Source organism: Falsiroseomonas sp., assembly GCF_051860665.1.
In the GTDB taxonomy this organism is placed as follows: Bacteria; Pseudomonadota; Alphaproteobacteria; order Acetobacterales; family Acetobacteraceae; genus Falsiroseomonas.
This window is the reverse complement of the sequence record NZ_JBHYDM010000048.1, coordinates 17459-33173: the sequence shown is the minus strand read 5'-3', so window position 1 is coordinate 33173 and position 15715 is coordinate 17459. Positions and strand designations below refer to the sequence as shown.

Annotated in this window: 17 protein-coding genes; 8 read left to right on the top strand and 9 right to left on the bottom strand. The window is 72.8% G+C overall.

Annotation, left to right across the window (positions count from 1 at the left end; translation table 11 throughout):
• Positions 1–203 precede the first annotated feature (203 nt).
• From ACTIF1_RS25520 to ACTIF1_RS25490, 7 genes are all read right to left on the bottom strand, one after another.
• Complete coding sequence (locus tag ACTIF1_RS25520; protein ID WP_439599281.1) at positions 204–755, bottom strand: NADH-quinone oxidoreductase subunit B family protein; 552 nt, start codon at positions 753–755, stop codon at positions 204–206.
• Positions 752–982, bottom strand: a complete 231-nt coding sequence (locus ACTIF1_RS25515; RefSeq protein ID WP_439599280.1) for a hypothetical protein — start codon at positions 980–982, stop codon at positions 752–754. The genes ACTIF1_RS25520 and ACTIF1_RS25515 overlap by 4 nt, the downstream gene beginning before the upstream one ends.
• An 85-nt stretch (positions 983–1067) precedes the next feature.
• Positions 1068–2576: a hydrogenase large subunit gene (locus ACTIF1_RS25510; protein WP_439599279.1), complete on the bottom strand. Its 1509-nt coding sequence runs from the start codon at positions 2574–2576 to the stop codon at positions 1068–1070.
• Positions 2573–4021, bottom strand: a complete 1449-nt coding sequence (locus ACTIF1_RS25505; RefSeq protein ID WP_439599278.1) for a proton-conducting transporter transmembrane domain-containing protein — start codon at positions 4019–4021, stop codon at positions 2573–2575. Before ACTIF1_RS25505 ends, ACTIF1_RS25510 begins: the two co-directional genes overlap by 4 nt.
• Positions 4018–4689, bottom strand: a complete 672-nt coding sequence (locus ACTIF1_RS25500) for a hydrogenase-4 component E (protein ID WP_439599277.1) — start codon at positions 4687–4689, stop codon at positions 4018–4020. The genes ACTIF1_RS25505 and ACTIF1_RS25500 overlap by 4 nt, the downstream gene beginning before the upstream one ends.
• Positions 4690–4789: 100 nt before the next feature.
• Positions 4790–5749: a respiratory chain complex I subunit 1 family protein gene (locus ACTIF1_RS25495; RefSeq protein WP_439599276.1), complete on the bottom strand. Its 960-nt coding sequence runs from the start codon at positions 5747–5749 to the stop codon at positions 4790–4792.
• Entirely contained in the window at positions 5749–7854 is a 2106-nt protein-coding gene (locus ACTIF1_RS25490) for a proton-conducting transporter transmembrane domain-containing protein (RefSeq protein WP_439599275.1), read from the bottom strand. Before ACTIF1_RS25490 ends, ACTIF1_RS25495 begins: the two co-directional genes overlap by 1 nt.
• Positions 7855–8056: 202 nt before the next feature.
• Between ACTIF1_RS25490 and ACTIF1_RS25485 the strand changes: the two genes are divergently transcribed.
• The 4 genes from ACTIF1_RS25485 (at position 8057) to ACTIF1_RS25470 (ending at position 10876) form a co-directional block, all read left to right on the top strand.
• Entirely contained in the window at positions 8057–8599 is a 543-nt protein-coding gene (locus ACTIF1_RS25485) for a TRAP transporter small permease subunit (RefSeq protein WP_439599274.1), read from the top strand.
• A 44-nt stretch (positions 8600–8643) separates the two neighbouring features.
• Entirely contained in the window at positions 8644–10059 is a 1416-nt protein-coding gene (locus tag ACTIF1_RS25480; protein WP_439599273.1) for a TRAP transporter large permease, read from the top strand.
• Positions 10056–10511 (top strand): SAM-dependent methyltransferase, encoded by a 456-nt coding sequence (locus ACTIF1_RS25475; RefSeq protein ID WP_439599272.1) that lies wholly within the window; start codon positions 10056–10058, stop codon positions 10509–10511. The genes ACTIF1_RS25480 and ACTIF1_RS25475 overlap by 4 nt, the downstream gene beginning before the upstream one ends.
• Positions 10512–10573: 62 nt before the next feature.
• Positions 10574–10876, top strand: coding sequence for an alkylphosphonate utilization protein (locus ACTIF1_RS25470; RefSeq protein WP_439599271.1), 303 nt, complete (start codon positions 10574–10576; stop codon positions 10874–10876).
• Positions 10877–10885: 9 nt separating this feature from the next.
• Here the strand turns inward: ACTIF1_RS25470 and ACTIF1_RS25465 are convergent, their stop codons facing one another.
• Positions 10886–11713, bottom strand: coding sequence for an aldo/keto reductase (locus ACTIF1_RS25465; protein WP_439599270.1), 828 nt, complete (start codon positions 11711–11713; stop codon positions 10886–10888).
• Between the two features lie 34 nt (positions 11714–11747).
• Here ACTIF1_RS25465 and ACTIF1_RS25460 point away from each other — a divergent pair, with 34 nt between their 5' ends.
• The gene (locus ACTIF1_RS25460) at positions 11748–12386 is read left to right on the top strand and encodes a hypothetical protein (protein ID WP_439599269.1); all 639 of its coding nucleotides are present in this window, start codon (positions 11748–11750) and stop codon (positions 12384–12386) included.
• Positions 12387–12399: 13 nt separating this feature from the next.
• On the opposite strand, the gene ACTIF1_RS25455 is transcribed toward ACTIF1_RS25460, so the two are convergent.
• Positions 12400–13119, bottom strand: a complete 720-nt coding sequence (locus tag ACTIF1_RS25455) for a response regulator transcription factor (protein ID WP_439599268.1) — start codon at positions 13117–13119, stop codon at positions 12400–12402.
• A gap of 300 nt (positions 13120–13419) precedes the next feature.
• On the opposite strand from ACTIF1_RS25455, the gene ribA reads away from it, so the two are divergent.
• The 3 genes from ribA to ACTIF1_RS25440 all read left to right on the top strand — a co-directional run bounded on the left by ribA (position 13420) and on the right by ACTIF1_RS25440 (position 15541).
• Complete coding sequence (gene ribA, locus ACTIF1_RS25450; RefSeq protein WP_439599267.1) at positions 13420–14610, top strand: GTP cyclohydrolase II RibA; 1191 nt, start codon at positions 13420–13422, stop codon at positions 14608–14610.
• 66 nt (positions 14611–14676) lie between these two features.
• Positions 14677–15033, top strand: a complete 357-nt coding sequence (locus tag ACTIF1_RS25445; RefSeq protein ID WP_439599266.1) for a hypothetical protein — start codon at positions 14677–14679, stop codon at positions 15031–15033.
• On the top strand, positions 15026–15541 hold the full coding sequence (locus ACTIF1_RS25440; protein ID WP_439599265.1) for a L,D-transpeptidase family protein: 516 nt from the start codon (positions 15026–15028) through the stop codon (positions 15539–15541). The genes ACTIF1_RS25445 and ACTIF1_RS25440 overlap by 8 nt, the downstream gene beginning before the upstream one ends.
• The last annotated feature ends 174 nt before the right edge of the window (positions 15542–15715 follow it).

Sequence of the window (15715 nt, the reverse complement as noted above, 5' to 3'; positions counted from 1 at the left end):
CGCGCCGCACCCGCCGCAGCGCCAGCACCACGCCGCGCCGCAGCCGCAGCGCGGCCACCCGCAGCAGCCGGCGCGAGACCGCCCAGGCCCGCCGCGCCCGCAGCGCCGAGACCCGCACCGCCCGCGCCAGCCGCCAGCCTGGCCAGTCGCGCCGCAGCCGCCAGCCGGCCACCACGCCGGTCGGCTGACGCTTCCGGGCCGCCTCAGCGCGCGGCGGGGGCGGCCTGGGCCTGCAGCAGGGCGAGCAGCCCTTCCAGCATCTGCGCGGGGCTCGGCGGGCAGCCGGGGATCAGCAGATCCACCGGCAGCAGCTGCGCGATGCCGCCTTCCACCGCATAGCTGCCCTTGAAGACCCCGCCATCCACCGCGCAATCCCCGGCGGCCACCACCCAACAGGGTTCGGCCGCCGCCGCCCGCGTGCGCTCCACCGCCTCCCGCATATTGCGGCTGGCGGGGCCGGTCACCAGCAGCACGTCGGCATGGCGGGGGGAGGCGACGAAGCGCAGCCCGAAGCGCTCGAGGTCATAGAGCACGCCGGACATGGCGGTGATCTCCAGCTCGCAGCCATTGCAGGACCCGGCATCGACATGGCGGATCGCGAGACTCCGGCCGAGCCGGGCGCGGGCCGTGCTCTCCAGCTTCGCCGCCAGCGCCTGCACCACCTCCTCCGGCGGCGCCTGCACCGGCTCGCTCAGCGGTCGGGCGACGATGGCGCGGGCCAGCCTGGGCCAGAGCATCTTGTCGAATCCCTTCATGCGGTCCTCGCCACGCGGAACAGGTCGTTGCCTTCCGGGTCGCGCAGCACCAGCTCGGTGCCGGGGGCGACACGCTCCGCCAGCCAGCCGATCTCGTCCAGCGCATGGGCGCGGTCGTCATAACCCCAGTGTTCGAGGATGCCGCGGCCGGGACCGGGCTTGATGAGGGTGATGGTGAAGAGCCCCGAAGCCCCTCGCGCCGCCCGGGCGCCATGACGGCCGCTCATCTTTCCCTGCCCTCAGGCGGCGGGCGCGCGCCGCCTTCGCGGCCTCGGCCCCCGGCCGCGGGCATGGTTGCCCCGGGCGGCGCCATCACAGGTCCACCCCGCTGTAGGAACAGTTGAAGCTCTTGTTGCACAAGGGAAAATCCGCGACGATGTTGCCCTCCATCGCGGCTTCCAGCAGCGGCCATTGCAGCCAGGACGGGTCGCGCGGGAAGACGGCGCGGATCAGCCCGCCATCGTCGAGTGCCATCCAGGTGACGATCTCCCCGCGAAAACCCTCGACCAGGGCCAGGCCCTCGCCGCCCTGCTGCGGCAGCGGCGCGTAGATCTCGCCGGGCGGCAGGGTGGCCAGGATGCGGCGGACCAGGCGGAGGCTTTCGGGGATCTCGGCCATCCGCACCCGCAGCCGGGCATCCACGTCGCCCTCCTCCCGCAGGGCCAGGCTGGGCGGGCCGCCGGCGAAGGGGCCATTGGGGAAGGCCAGGCGGGCATCGAAGCCGCGGCCGGAGGCGCGGCCCACCACGCCGCCGGCGGCAAAGCCCGCGGCCAGGGCCGGCGCCAGCACGCCGGTGCCCACCACCCGGTCCTGCAGGCTGGCATGGCTGTCATAGACCGCGGCCAGCGCCGGCAGCTCCGCCTCCACCGCCGCCAGGGCGGCCAGGATGGCGGCGATGCCCGAGGGCAGCGGATCCGCCGCCACCCCGCCCGGCGTCACCCGGTCCATCATCAGCCGATGTCCGAAGGCCTCGAAATTCGCGCGCAGAAGACCCTCGCGCAGAAGCCCGCAGCGCGCCTGCGGCCAGGCGAAGGACGCGTCGTTGCAGGCGGCGCCCCAGTCGCCCAGGTGGTTGGCGATGCGCTCCAGCTCCAGCATCGCGGCGCGCAGCCAGATGGCGCGTGGCGGCGGGATGGTGCGGGTGGCGGCCTCCGCAGCCTCCGCGAAGGCCAGGGAATGCGCCACGGTGCTGTCGCCGGACAGGCGGGCCGCGAAGCGCGCCGCGGTGCGCGGCGACTTGCCCAGCATCAGGCCCAGCGTGCCCTTGTGGTTGTAGCCCAGGCGCTGTTCCAGCCGCACCACCAGCTCGCCCTGCACGGTGAAGCGGAAATGGCCGGATTCGATCACGCCCGCATGCACCGGCCCGACCGGGATCTGGTGCCAGCCCTCGCCCTCGATGGGCAGGAAGACCGGCTGTTCCGCCGGCAGCAGGTTGCGCAGCGGGCGCGCGGCGAGCGGCGCGACAAGCGGCCAGCGCCCATGGTCGAGCCAGGGCCGCAAATCCACCGCCCCCTCCGCCTGCAGGCCCCAGAGGTCGCGGATCATCCGCTCGAAGCGCACGGCGCCGGGCCGGGCGGGGGAGAGCGCCGGATAGTGGCCGCCCTCCGCCGGGGTGCTGGCCAGCAGCAGGGTGGCGCTGGCTTCCTCCAGCAGCGCCACATGCACCATCGCCGGCTCCGCCCAGAGCGACAGAAGCGCGACGCCCGGCTCCTCCAGCAGCGCGACGGGCAGGCGGGCGAAATCCTCGGGCGCCAGGATGTGGCGCGGGACGGGGTGGCAGGGGGCGGGCGTGCCGCGGCGGATCAGGGCGCTGACGCTCATCCCAGCAGCCTCGCCGCATCGCCCAGCAGCGCGGCAAGCCAGGCCGGCAGCGCGAAGCCGAGCAGGACGGAGAGCGCCAGCAGCGCCCAGACCGGCCCGCTGGCCCACCACAGCCCGCCGGGCAGGGCGAAGGCGCCCGCCACCGGCGCATCCGGCGTGGCCGGGCCGAGGCAGAGCGCCTGCAGGGCCCGCACGAGCGCCGCGCCCGCCAGCAGCAGGCCGAGGCCGAGGGGCAGCAGCAGCCAGGGCTGGGTGGCGGCGGCGGCCGTCACCAGCCGGAATTCCGAGACGAACAGCGAAAAGGGCGGCAGACCCGCCAGCCCCGCAATGCCCAGCGCCAGCCCCCAGCCCAGCCCCGGATGGCTGCCCGCCAGCCCGCTAATGTCCGAAATCTTCTGGCTGCCCTTGATCTGCGCCGCCGCGCCGATGCCGAAGAAGACCGCGCTCTTCACCAGGGAATGGCCCATCAGGTGCAGCATGCCCGCGAGATTGGCGCCCAGCCCGAAGGCGATGGCCGAAAGCCCCATATGCTCGATGCTGCTCCAGGCAAAGAGCCGCCGTGCATCCCGCCGCCGCCACAAGGCGAGGGAGGCCAGAAGCAGCGAGGCGAGGCCGAAGCCCAGCAGCAGGGTCCCCGGCTCCAGCGCGCCGGGGTTCAGGTCGACGATGGCCTTGGCCCGCAGCACCGCGACCAGCGCCGCATTCAGCAACAGGCCGGAGAGCACGGCGGAGATGGGCAGCGGCCCCTCGGCCTCGGCATCCGGCAGCCAGGCATGCAGCGGCACCAGCCCGGCCTTGGTGCCATAGCCCACCATCAGGAAGACGAAGGCGAGCGAGAGAATCCCCGGATCGCAGCGCGTCGCCACCAGCCGCAAGGCCGCCCAGGACAGGCCGGAATCGCCGTGGCCGACCAGCGGCTGCGCCGCGAGATACAGCAGGATGGTGCCGAACAGCGCCAGCGCGATGCCGACGCCGCAGAGAAGGAAGAACTTCCAGGCCGCCTCGATCGCCGCAGGCGTGCCATGCACCGCGACCATGAGCACGGAGGCGAGCGTCGCGATCTCGATCGCCACCCACATCACGCCGAGATTGTCCGCCAGCAGTGCCAGGAACTGCGCGCCGACAAAGATCTGGAAGGCGGCGTGATAGGCGCGCGCGCGCAGCCCGTCGAAGCGCTCGGCCGCGACCGTGGCGGCGGAGAAGATGGCGGTGGCCAGGGCGATGAGGCCGGCGAGCGCCACCAGCGGCTGGTTCACCCCATCCACCCGCGTCCAGCCCTGCACCCCCTCCGGCGCCGCGAGAAGGGCCAGCGCCAGGGCCGCGCTGGCGGCGGAGACGCCGCAATTGACCAGCGCCGGCAGCCGCCCGGCCGGGGGCAGCAGGGCGAGCAGCACCGCACCCGCCCAGGGCAGGAAGACGATGATCCAGGGCAGCGGGAGAGTCATGGACCCTCCCCCCGCTGGCGGTCCAGCAAGCCGGTATCCAGCGTCGCCATCCGGTCGCGCAGCAGGAAGACCACGATGCCGGCCACCAGGGCCAGCATCAGCACCAGGGCCGCGGTCGAAAGCTCCACCACCAGCGGCATGCCCTGGGCGCCGATCGCGGCCAGGATCAGCCCGTTCTCCAGGCTCAGCAGGCCGATCACCTGGCTGATGGCATTGCGGCGCGCGATCATCATCAGCATGCCGAGCAGCAGCACGGACAGCGCCAGGGCCAGATTCTCCCGCGTCACCGCCTGTGCCTGTCCCGCGGTGACCGGCAGCACCACCATCACCGCGAGCCCGACCAGCGCGACGGCGGCGAGCAGGGAGGGCCCGATGCCCAGCGCCGTCTCCACCGTGCGATGCAGGCCGAGCCTCCGCAGCAGCAGCCGCAGGGCGAGCGGGATCAGCAGCGCCTTGGCGCCGAAGGCGAGCAGCGCGGTGATGTAGAGGCCGGGCGCGGCCTGCACATAGGCCTGCCAGGCCGCGGCGGCCGCCAGCAGCCCGCCCTGCACGGCGAAGGCATTGATCACCGCATCCAGGCGCCGCTGGTAGAGCAGCACGAAGGACAGCAGCAGGATGCCGCCGCCGAGGAGATGGGCGATGTCGTAGCCGGTGCTGCCGAAGGTCATGGCGGGGGCGCCCCGAAAGCCCTCTCCACCCGATGGGGGGGGGTTGCGGCACTGCCGCAACGCCCCCCCGTCGGGGGGAGAGGGAGCTGTCCGCCGCCCCTCACGCCAGCCTCGTCGACAGGAACAGCAGCAGCGCCGCCAGCAGCCCGAGCAGCAGCGCGGTGCCCAGGAATTCCGGCACCCGGAAGACCCGCATCTTGGCGATCGCACTCTCCAGCGCCGCCAGGGCCAGGCAGAGCACCGCCATCTTCGCCCCCCAGGCCAGCAGGCCCACCAGCCAGCCCAGCGGCGCGAAGCCCACCGGCGCCGTGCCGAACGGGAAAAAGATCGCCGCCAGCAGGGCCAGCCACAGGGTCAGCCGCAGCGCCGCCGCGGCCTCCCACAGCGCCAGGTGGCGGCCGGAGGCTTCGAGCAGCATGGCCTCATGCACCATGGTCAGCTCCAGGTGGGTCGCCGGATTGTCCACCGGGATGCGGCCATTCTCCGCCAGCGCCACCGCCAGCAGCGCCACCAGCGCCAGGCCGAGGGAGACCCGCAGGCCGAGGCTGCCATCCTGGAACAGGGTGCCGATCGCCTCCAGCCCCGTGCTGCCGGCCAGCATGGCCAGCACCAGCGCCACCAGCAGCAGCGCCGGTTCCGCCAGCGCCGCGAAGGACATTTCCCGGGCCGCCCCCAGCCCGCCGAAGGCGGTGCCGACATCCATGCCCGCCAGCGCCAGCGCCACGCGCCCGGCCGCCAGAAGCCCCGCGATCAGCACCAGGTCCGCCAGCGGCGCGAGGGCCATCCCGCGGGCGAAACTCGGCACCAGCGCCAGCGCGGCCAGCGCGGCGGTGGCCCCCGCATAGGGCGCGGCCCGGCTGATCCAGCTGGCATTCTCCGCCAGCACCGGCCGCTTGCGGAGCAGCTTGAAAAAATCGCGCAGCGGCTGCAGCGGGGATGCGCCGGTGCGGCCCATCATCCGCGCCTTCAGCCAGCGCGTGCCGCCCACCACCAGCGGTGCCGCGGCCAGCACCAGGGCCAGGTGCAGCGCCTGGGTGAGCAGAGCGGCAAGCGCCTCCATCAGCCCGCCTCCAGCCAGGCGGCCAGCGCCAGCAGCGCCACCAGCGTGCCGAAAGGCAGCATCAGCGTCGCCGTCAGCGGCAGTTTTCCAAGGCTTTCGGCCCGGACCACCAGCGCATCCCGGGCCCGCGCCAGCGGGGCCAGCAGCCCGGCCTCGGCAGGGTCCGCGAAGCCGGCCTCGATCCGCGCCGGGCCTGGATCGCCCGGCGGCGGCATCCGCACCGCTTCATGCGCCGCCAGCACCGACCCGCCGAGCATCCGCCGCAGCGGCTGGCCGAAGCCGGCGGCGGAGGGCTGCGTCAGCGGATCGCCGAAGGGCAGGTGCGGCGGCGGCGCCATGAAGCCGCAATCCCAGGCGGCCGACCGGGCCACGCCGGCCGGCGCGCGGCGCGCCACTGCCCACCAGATCGCGCCCCCCGCCACCGCCAGCAGCAGCGCCAGGGCCAGCGGCAGGTAGCGCGCCCCGCCATCGCCCACGCGGATCATGGCCAGGCTGCCGCGCTCCACCATGCCATGCGGCACCAGCAGCTGCACCGCGCCCTCCGCCAGGGCTAGCATCGGCCCGGGCAGCAGGCCGAGGAGCAGGGTCAGCCCCGCCGGCAGCAGCAGCGCCAGCCGCGCCGCCCAGCCGCCATCCGTGGCCCCCGCCGCGCGCGGCGTGCGCGGCCGGCCGAGGAAGGCCAGGCCAAACAGCCGCACCATGGCGGAGGCCGCCAGCGCCGCGGCGAGCGCGGCCGCCGCCACCACGGCCACACCCAGCACCTGGAAGGCGAGGTCGCCCACCCGCCAGGCCGCCAGCATCGCCTGCAGCAGCAGCCATTCGCTGGCGAAGCCCGAGAGCGGCGGCAGGCTGGCGGCCGCCGCCGCGCCGACCAGCACCGCGCCCGCGGTCCAGGGCATGGCATGGACCAGCCCGCCCAGCCGGTCCAGCTGGCGGGAGGCCGCGCCATGCGCCACCTCCCCCAGGCCGAGGAAAAGCAGCGACTTGAACAGCGCATGGGTCAGCGCATGCAGCAGGGCCGCGCCCGCCGCCAGGCCGGCCAGCACGCCGAGATCGGCCGCGCGGAAACAGGCGGCCAGGCCGAGCCCGATGCAGATCAGGCCGATATTCTCGATGGTGGAGCAGGCCAGCAGGGTCTTGGTGTCGGTCTCCAGATTGGCGCGCAGCGCGCCGAGCACGGCGGAGGCCGCGCCCAGCACCAGCAGCGGCACGCCCCACCACAGCGGCTGCGCGGGGCCGGAGAGGTCCAGCAGCAGCCGCGCCAGCACATAGACCGCCACCTTGGTCATGGCGCCCGACATCAGGGCGGAGACATGGCTGGGGGCCGCCGGATGGGCCAGCGGCAGCCAGCCATGCAGCGGCACCAGCCCCGCCTTGGCCCCCGCCCCCGCCACCACCAATGCCAGCACGGCCGCGGCGACGAAACCCTGCGGCGGCGCAGCGCGGATGCCGGCAAAGGAAAGGTCGCCGGAGGCCGCGGCCAGCAGCCCCACCGCCGGCACCAGGCAGATGCCGCCGAAGACGGCGAAGGCCAGGTAGCGGCGCGCGGCGTGGCGGCTTTCGGCATTCGTGTGATCGGCCGCGACCAGGACCCAGGAGGCGAGGGACATCGCCTCGAAGCCCAGCACCAGCCCAAAACCATCCGCCGCGACCAGCGCCAGCAGCATGCCGGCCAGGAACAGCGGATAGGCCACCAGCAGCCGCGGCGCGGCATGTTGCGCATGGGCCAGCCCGAACAGCGCCGAACAGGCCCCGGCCAGCCCCAGCAGCAGCAGGAACCAGGCGGAGAGCGCATCCACGGCGACCAGCGCCGGCACGCCGAGCGGCAGGAATTGCGGCGCCAGGCCCCCGCCCGCCAGCCCGGCCAGCCCGCATCCGGCAATGACCGCGGCAGCCAGCAGGCAGCCGCCATGCACGATCGCGCCGGCCCAGCGCAAGGTCTGCGGAAGCCGCGCCAGGGGCACGGCCAGCACCGCCAGCAGCCCGAGGCCCGCCAGCGTGAGGAGCAGCGCCGTCAGCACGGCAGGGGAGCGAAGCGGGTCACCGCCGCCGAGGATAGAAGCCTGGGCCGGCGGGCAGAAGGGGGCGGCGGGGCGCCGGGCCATCAAGTCTCGCGGGACCGCGGCTTTCCCGGCGGCGCGCACCCCGCGAAGCCGCTTTCCAAGCCCGCCCGCCGGCGCTACAGCAGCCGCCCGGCGCCGGATGTGGCCGGAGGAGCCCGCGCGCGGTCACCTCCGTCACCCTTCGGGGCCCGAATCTCTGGCGGGCGAGGCCCGACCAATCCGGGGGGTGCGTCCTTTGGGCCCGTTGCTCGCCTTCAGCCGCGGTGTCGATGCCCTGACCGCCGGCTTCGGGCGGATCGCCGACTACCTGGTGCTGATCGCCTGCACCGTCAGCGCCGGCAATGCCTTCCTGCGCTATGGCTTCTCCGCCGGGTCCAATGCCTGGCTGGAGCTGCAATGGTATTGCTTCGCCGGCATGGTGATGCTGGGCGCCAGCTACACGCTGCGGCGGAACGAGCATGTGCGCGTCGACCTGGTCTATGGCGCGCTGGGGCAGCGGGCGCGGATCTGGGTGGATATCCTCGGCCTGTCGCTGTTCCTGCTGCCGGCCATGGCGCTGCTGGCCTGGATGACCTGGCCCTTCTTCCTCGACTCCTGGGCGCGGGCGGAGGTCTCCTCCTCCCCCGGCGGGCTCATCCGCTGGCCGGCCAAGCTGCTGCTGCCGCTGGGTTTCGCGCTGATGTTCGCGCAGGGCTTTTCCGAACTGGTGAAGCGCGTGGCGGTGCTGCGCGGGATCGAGCTGCCGCGCGGCCAGCTTTTCGCCACCTATGCCCGGCCCGACCAGTGACCGCCCGCCTGCCCCTGCGAAGCCCGGGAGCCTAGGGAAACAAGATGCTCCATGAGGATATCATGCCGCCGCTGATGTTCGGCGGGCTGGTGATCTTCCTGCTGATCGGCTTCCCGGCGGCCTTCTCGCTGGCCGCCGTCGGTCTGTTCTTCGGCTTCATCTCGATCGAGCTCGGCTTCTTCCCGGAAGCCTGGCTGGGCAACCTGCCGCTGCGCGTCTTCGGCATCCTGTCCAACGACCTGCTGCTGGCGATCCCCTTCTTCACCCTGATGGGCGCGGTGCTGGAACGCTGCGGCCTGGCGGAGGACCTGCTGGAGGGCACCGGCCAGCTCTTCGGCAAGATCCCGGGCGGCCTCGCCTATGCGGTGATCATCGTGGGCGCCATCCTGGGCGCCATCACCGGCACCGTCGCCGCCAGCGTGATCTCCATGGGCATGATCAGCCTGCCGATCATGATGCGCTACGGCTACGACATGCGGATCGCCACCGGCGTCATCGCGGCCTCGGGCACCATCACCCAGCTGATCCCGCCCTCCCTCGTGCTGATCGTGCTGTCGGACCAGCTCGGCCAGTCGGTGGGCGACATGTATGCGGGCGCCATCGGGCCGTCCCTGCTGCAGGTGGCGCTGTTCCTGCTGTTCATCTGGCTGGTCTCGATCTTCCGCCCGCACAAGGTGCCGCCCCTGCCGGATGAGGCGCTGGCCCCGCGCGACTGGCGGCTGTGGTGGCGGGTGCTGAAGGGCATGGTGCCCTCCATGGCGCTGATCTTCATGGTGCTGGGCACCATCTTCCTGGGCCTGGCGACGCCGACCGAGGCCGGCGCCATGGGCGTGGTGGGCGCCGTAGTGCTGGCGGCGCTGAACCGGCGGCTGACCTGGCCGCTGATCCGGGAAGCCATGGGCAATACCATGCGGATCACCAGCATGGTCATCTTCATCCTGATCGGCGCCACGGTCTTCACCCTGGTCTTCCAGGGCGTCGACGGCGGCATCTGGATCGAGCACCTGCTGGGGCTGCTGCCCGGCGGGCAGACCGGCTTCCTGATCTTCGTCAATATCTTCGTCTTCTTCCTGGCCTTCTTCCTCGACTTCTTCGAGATCGCCTTCATCGTCATTCCGCTGCTGGCGCCTGTGGCGAAATCCTTGGGCATCGACCTGGTCTGGTTCGGCGTGCTGCTCTGCATCAACATGCAGACTGCCTTCATGCACCCGCCCTTCGGCTTCGCCCTGTTCTACCTGCGCGGCGTGGCGCCGAAATCGGTGCTGACGCGGGACATCTACTGGGGCGCCATTCCCTGGCTGGGCCTGCAGCTGCTGCTGGTGGCCGTCGTGATCTTCTGGCCGCAGAGCGTGACCTATTGGCTGGACCGCACGCCGCGGCAGGACCCCAGCACCGTCATCATCGACCTGCCCCCGCCGGCGGCGACGCCGGACATGCCCGCCGTGCCGATCTTCCAATGAAGCTGTTGCCGATCGGCACGGTGCAGGGCGGAAGAGCGGAGCCGCTGGACGATGGCTGGGACAGCGTCGAGGCCGAGATCCGGCTGGACCCGGCGGTGCTGGGGCCGGATGCGGCGCTGGGGCTCGACCAGTTCAGCCATATCCTCGTGGTCTTCGGCTTCCACCGGCTGGACGCCGCGGCGGTGGAGCACGATGCGCGCCACCCGCGCGGCCGCCAGGACTGGCCGCGCATGGGCATCCTGGCGCAGCGCGGCGCGCCGCGGCCGAACCGGCTGGGCGTCACCACCTGCGCGCTGCTGTCCGCGAAGGGCCTGGTGCTGCGGGTCCGCGGGCTGGATGCCATCGCGGGTTCGCCCGTCTTCGACATCAAGCCGCATATGACCGGCTTCGACCCGCGCGGCCGGGTCCGCGAGCCCGATTGGGCGCGGGAGATCATGGCCGGCTACTGGTGACCGCCCCTTGCGGCGCCACCGCGGCGGGCGGATAGCCTCCGCGATGCGAGAAGGCGATGCAGATGGCTGACGACGACTATGTCTTCGACGAGGCGACCGGCGAATGGCGCCCGGCCAGCGAGATCGCCGCCGCCGCCCCGCCCGCCGCGGTCGAGGTCCGCGATGCCGCCGGCAATCTCCTGGCGGACGGCGATTCCGTCACCCTCATCAAGGACCTGAAGGTGAAGGGCGCCAACCAGACCCTGAAGCAGGGCACGGTCATCCGCTCGATCCGCCTGACCGACAATCCCGAGGAAATCGACTGCCGGCACGAGACCATCAAGGGGCTGGTGCTGCGCACGGAATTCGTCCGCAAGCGCGGGTAGCGCAGCCGCTCAGAGCATCTCCAGCGGCCGCTTCCGCTTCGGCGGCGAGAAGGCGGCGTCCAGCTCGGCCCGGTCTTCCGCCGTCAGCACCAGGTCGCGCGCAGCGACATTGGCCCGCAGATGCGTCGGGTCGCCGGCCTTGGGGATGGCGATGACGCCCGGCCGGGACAGCACGAAGGCCAGCGCCACCTGCGCCGGCGCCACCCCGTGCCGCGCCGCCACCGCCCGCAGCGCCCGGTGCCGCAGCAGCGCGCCGCCCTGGCCGATCGGCGAATAGGCCATCACCGGCATGGCACGCGCCGCGCAGAAGGGCAGCAGGTCGAATTCCACGCCACGCGCCTCCAGGTTCCACAGCACCTGGTCGGTGGCGCAATCGGCCAGCGCCGGGCCCAGCTCCTCCAGGTCGTCCACATCCAGGTTCGAGACACCCCAGCGGGCGATCTGCCCCTTCGCCCGCGCGGCCTCCATCGCCTGCACCGTCTCCGCCAGCGGCACGCCGCCGCGCCAATGCAGCAGATAGAGGTCGAGCCGCTCCACCCGCAGCCGCTTCAGGCTGGCCGCCAGCGCCAAGGGCAGTTTCCGGGCGGAGGCATTGTGGGGATAGACCTTCGAGACCAGGAAGACCTCCTCCCGCCGTCCGGCGATGGCCTCCCCCACCACCTCCTCGGCCCCGCCATCGCCGTACATCTCGGCCGTGTCGATCAGGGTCAGGCCCAGGTCGAGGCCGAGGCGCAGCGCATCGGCCTCCGCCCGCCGGTCGCCGCCCTCGCCCATCCGCCAGCTGCCCTGGCCGAGCGCGGGCACCGTCGCCCCGTCCTGAAATCGGATCTGCTGCATGGAACCCGGGCCTCCCTCGCCCCATCTGCGGGGCATGACCCGCACATTGCTTCCCCTCGCGGCCTGCATGGTCGCCGCCTCCCTCGCCCAGGCGCAACCCTCGCCCGGCCTGCAGGGGCAGGTGCCGGAGGAGATCGGCTCCTGGCGCCTGTCCTGCCTGGCGGATCGCATGACCGATCGCGCCGATTGCCTGCTGCGGCACCGGGAACCGGTGGAGGCCGCGCAGAGCGCCGCGGGATCCTCCCTGGTGCTGGAGGTGCAGGATCGCGGCGGGCATCTGGTGCCGGTGATCGCGGCGCGCGACCTGTCGCTGGAATCGGCCAGCCGCGGCCTGCTGGCGGTGACCGGCACGGCCCAGCTGCGCTTCCCACCGAACCGCTATTTCGAGCTGCCCTGCACGCTGGAGGGGCGCAGCCTGGTCTGCGCGCCGCGGGTGGAGGATGCGGCGCGGGCCGCGGCGGAACTGCCGAACGCGCCGCTCGCGCTGGTGCGGATGACGGGGCTTGGCGCCGGTTCCGACCGCGCCGAGCCGGCGGAGCTGCGCCTGAGCCAGACCGCCGAGGCGCTGGCCCGCTTCCGCAGCCGGGTGCCGGAAGGCAGCGCACGGCCCCCCACCTCCGGCCTGACGCTGCCGGATATCACCAGCCGGCTGCAGCGCCTTTTCGGCAATTGATCCCGGCCGCCCCTCAGGCGGCCTGGGCGCGCCCCGCGGTCGGGTCCAGGCGATAGCCGCCGCCCTCGGTGACCAGCAGGCGGGCATTGGTCGGATCGGGCTCGATCTTCTGCCGCAGGCGGTAGATATGCGTCTCCAGCGTATGCGTGGTCACGGCGCTGTTGTAGCCCCAGACCTCGTTCAGCAGGATCTGCCGCCCAACCGGCCGACCGCCGGCGCGGTACAGGTACTTCAGGATCGCCGCTTCCTTCTCCGTCAGCCGGATCTTCCGGTTGCGCGCGGCATCCAGCAGCATCTTGGCGGAAGGACGGAAGGTATAGGGGCCGACGCTGAAGACCGCGTCCTCGGAATTGTCGAAGACCCGCAGTTGCGCGCGCAGGCGGGCCATCAGTTCGGAGACGCGGAAGGGCTTGGCGATGTAGTCGTTGGCGCCGGAATCGAGGCCGCGGACGATGTCCTGCTCGCCATCCGCGCCGGTCAGCATCAGGATGGGCATGCGCAGGCCCTGCTTGCGCAGCCGCGCGCAAAGGTCGCGTCCATCGCCATCCGGCAGGCCGATGTCGAGCACGATCGCATCGAAGCGCGAATCCTCGGCGGTGAGGCGCGCCAGCGCGTCCGCCGCGGTTCCGGCCTCGGTGGCGGCGAATTCGCCGTCATGCGCCAGTTGTTCCGCCAGCGTCTGCCGAAGCGCTTCGTCGTCGTCCACGACGAGGATGGGGCGTGGACCGGCCATGGTAGCTCCCATATCTGTGAGGCCACGTGACAACGGGCCCGCGGCGGATCGGTTTCACGTCTCCGTGCCATCGCCGCCGAAATAGATGGCGGAACGGACCGAACCCGACAAGCGATCTTGCCCTAGCGTATGCGTGATCAGCAAGCCTTGCCATGCGGGCGTCACGATTTGTCGCGCAGCGCAGGTCTTCTGCCGGTCAAGCGCGTTTTTCTTGCAGACCGCCCCCTTTCAAACGCCTTTGGCGCGCCACATTCGGCATCGTCAATAGGCGCCACACGGAACGCCAATCATATGAGAAGCATGGCCCCCATCGCCTCCTCGCGCCCTGGTGGCGTCAACGACGACGGCTTGCCCGATCCCCGGGTGCTGGCGCTGCGTGCCGTCCATCGTGCCGCCAGCGAATTGCGCCGCGGCACGCCGGTGCTGCTGCAGGGGTCGGACAGCGCCCTGGTGGTCGCGGCGGCGGAGACCGTTTCCGCCCGCGGCCTGGGGGAACTGGCGGCCGCGGCGCGGGGCCCGGCCGTGCTGCTGCTGGCGCCGGTGCGCGCCGCGGCGGTGCTGCAGCGGCCGGTGCCGCAGGCCACCGGTGCCGCCCCCATCGGGACGGCGGCGGAGATGGGCGCGGTGGCGCTGCGGCTGACGCCCGCGCTGCTGGACCCGGCCGCCCTGCGGTCTCTCGCCGATCCCACTGCCGAACGCCTGCTGCCCGAACAGCCGGAACGCACCGCCATGCCGCCGCAGGCCCTGCCGGCCATCGCCCTGGCCAAGTTGGCCCGGCTGCTGCCGGCGCTGGTGGTGGCCCCGGCGGCGGAGGCTGCCGCCGCGCGGCTCGACCTGCTCTCCGTCAAGGCGGCCGATGTGCTGGCCTATCCGGTCGCGGCGCCGGCCAGCCTGGCGCGGGTGGCGGAGGCCCGCGTGCCGCTGGAGGACGCGCCGGAGGCCCGCATCATCGCCTTCCGCGCGGCGGATGGCGGCATCGAGCACCTGGCGATCCTGGTCGACAGCGTCTCCCCGAACCCGACGCCCGGCGGCGTGCCGCTGGTGCGGGTGCATTCCGAATGTTTCACCGGCGACCTGCTGGGCAGCCTGCGCTGCGATTGCGGCCCGCAGCTGCGCGGGGCCATCAAGCGGATGGCCGCCGACCCGGCCGGCGGCGTGCTGCTCTACCTGGCGCAGGAAGGTCGCGGCATCGGGCTGGTGAACAAGCTGCGCGCCTATACGCTGCAGGACCAGGGTCTCGACACGCTCGATGCCAACCGGGCGCTGGGCTATGGCGCGGATGAGCGGAACTTCTGGGTGGCGGCGGAGATGCTGCGCGCGATCGGCGTGCCCCGCGTGCGGCTGCTGACCAACAACCCGGACAAGCTCGCCGGCCTCGCCGCCTGCGGCATCGAGGTGGAGGGCCGGGAGGCGCATCAGTTCGAGGGCAATGGCGTCAATGACGGCTACCTGGAAACCAAGGCCCGCCGCTTCGGCCATCTGCTGACCTGAGAGCCGGCATCTGGCATCTGGCACGCGGCTTGCCTCGCCTGCCGGACCACGAAGGATCAGCCCGCCATGGACATCGGCGCCACGCGTGCGCAAAGCGACATCCTGCCCCGGCTGGGGCCGGACGAGCATGTGCCGACGCCCGGCAACCTGACCTTCGAGGAGGTGATCCAGGCGCTGAACCCCCTGCATCATCTGCCGGTGATCGGCACGATCTACCGGGCCACGACCGGGGAGGGGCTGAACCCGGCGCTGCGCGTGCTGGGCGGCGCGGCCTTCGGCGGGCCGATCGGCATGCTCTCGACCGCCATCTTCGCGGCGCTGGAACAGTTCACCACCGCGCCCTCCCAGGGCCCCTCCGCCCCCAGCCCCGCCTCCACCGGCACGGCCCTGGCCGCCCGCCGGAGCACCTCCAGCCATGGATGAGGCCGGCTGGGCCGTGGTGACGCCGGATGGCCGCTTCCGCTTCGAAGGGCAGGTGCTGCGTTGCGCGCTCGGCAAGGGTGGCGTGGTGCCGGCGGAGCGCAAGCAGGAAGGAGACGGCGCCACCCCCGCCGCGCGCCTGCCGCTGCGCCGCCTGTTCTACCGTGCCGACCGTGGCCCGGCGCCGCGCGGCGCGGTGCCGGTGGAGCCGCTGGCCCCCGAGGATGGCTGGTGCGACGACCCCGCCGACCGCGCCTATAACCGCCCCGTGCGCCTGCCTTTTGCGGGGCGGCACGAGGTGCTGTGGCGGCAGGATGCGGTCTATGACCTGATCGGCGTGCTCGGCTGGAACGACGCGCCGGTGGAGCGCGGCCGCGGCAGCGCCATCTTCCTGCACCTGGCGCGGCCGGATTACGCGCCCACCGAGGGCTGCGTCGCCCTGGCCCTGCCGGATCTCCGCGCCGTGCTGGCGCGCGGCCTTCTGGGGATCGAGGTGCGGGCGGGGGCTTAGTGTCCGTTTGAGAATGCCTGCGGGTCGGCTCCGCGGCTCTTTTCCGCCCCTGGGTCGCGCCCATGGCGCGCTATCCGCGCGACGCCGGGCTTGCCGATGCAACCAGCATCGGCGGCGCCCGGCGCCTTCCAGGGCCGCAAAATTCCCTGCGGATCCTCAACCGCCGGCATTCTC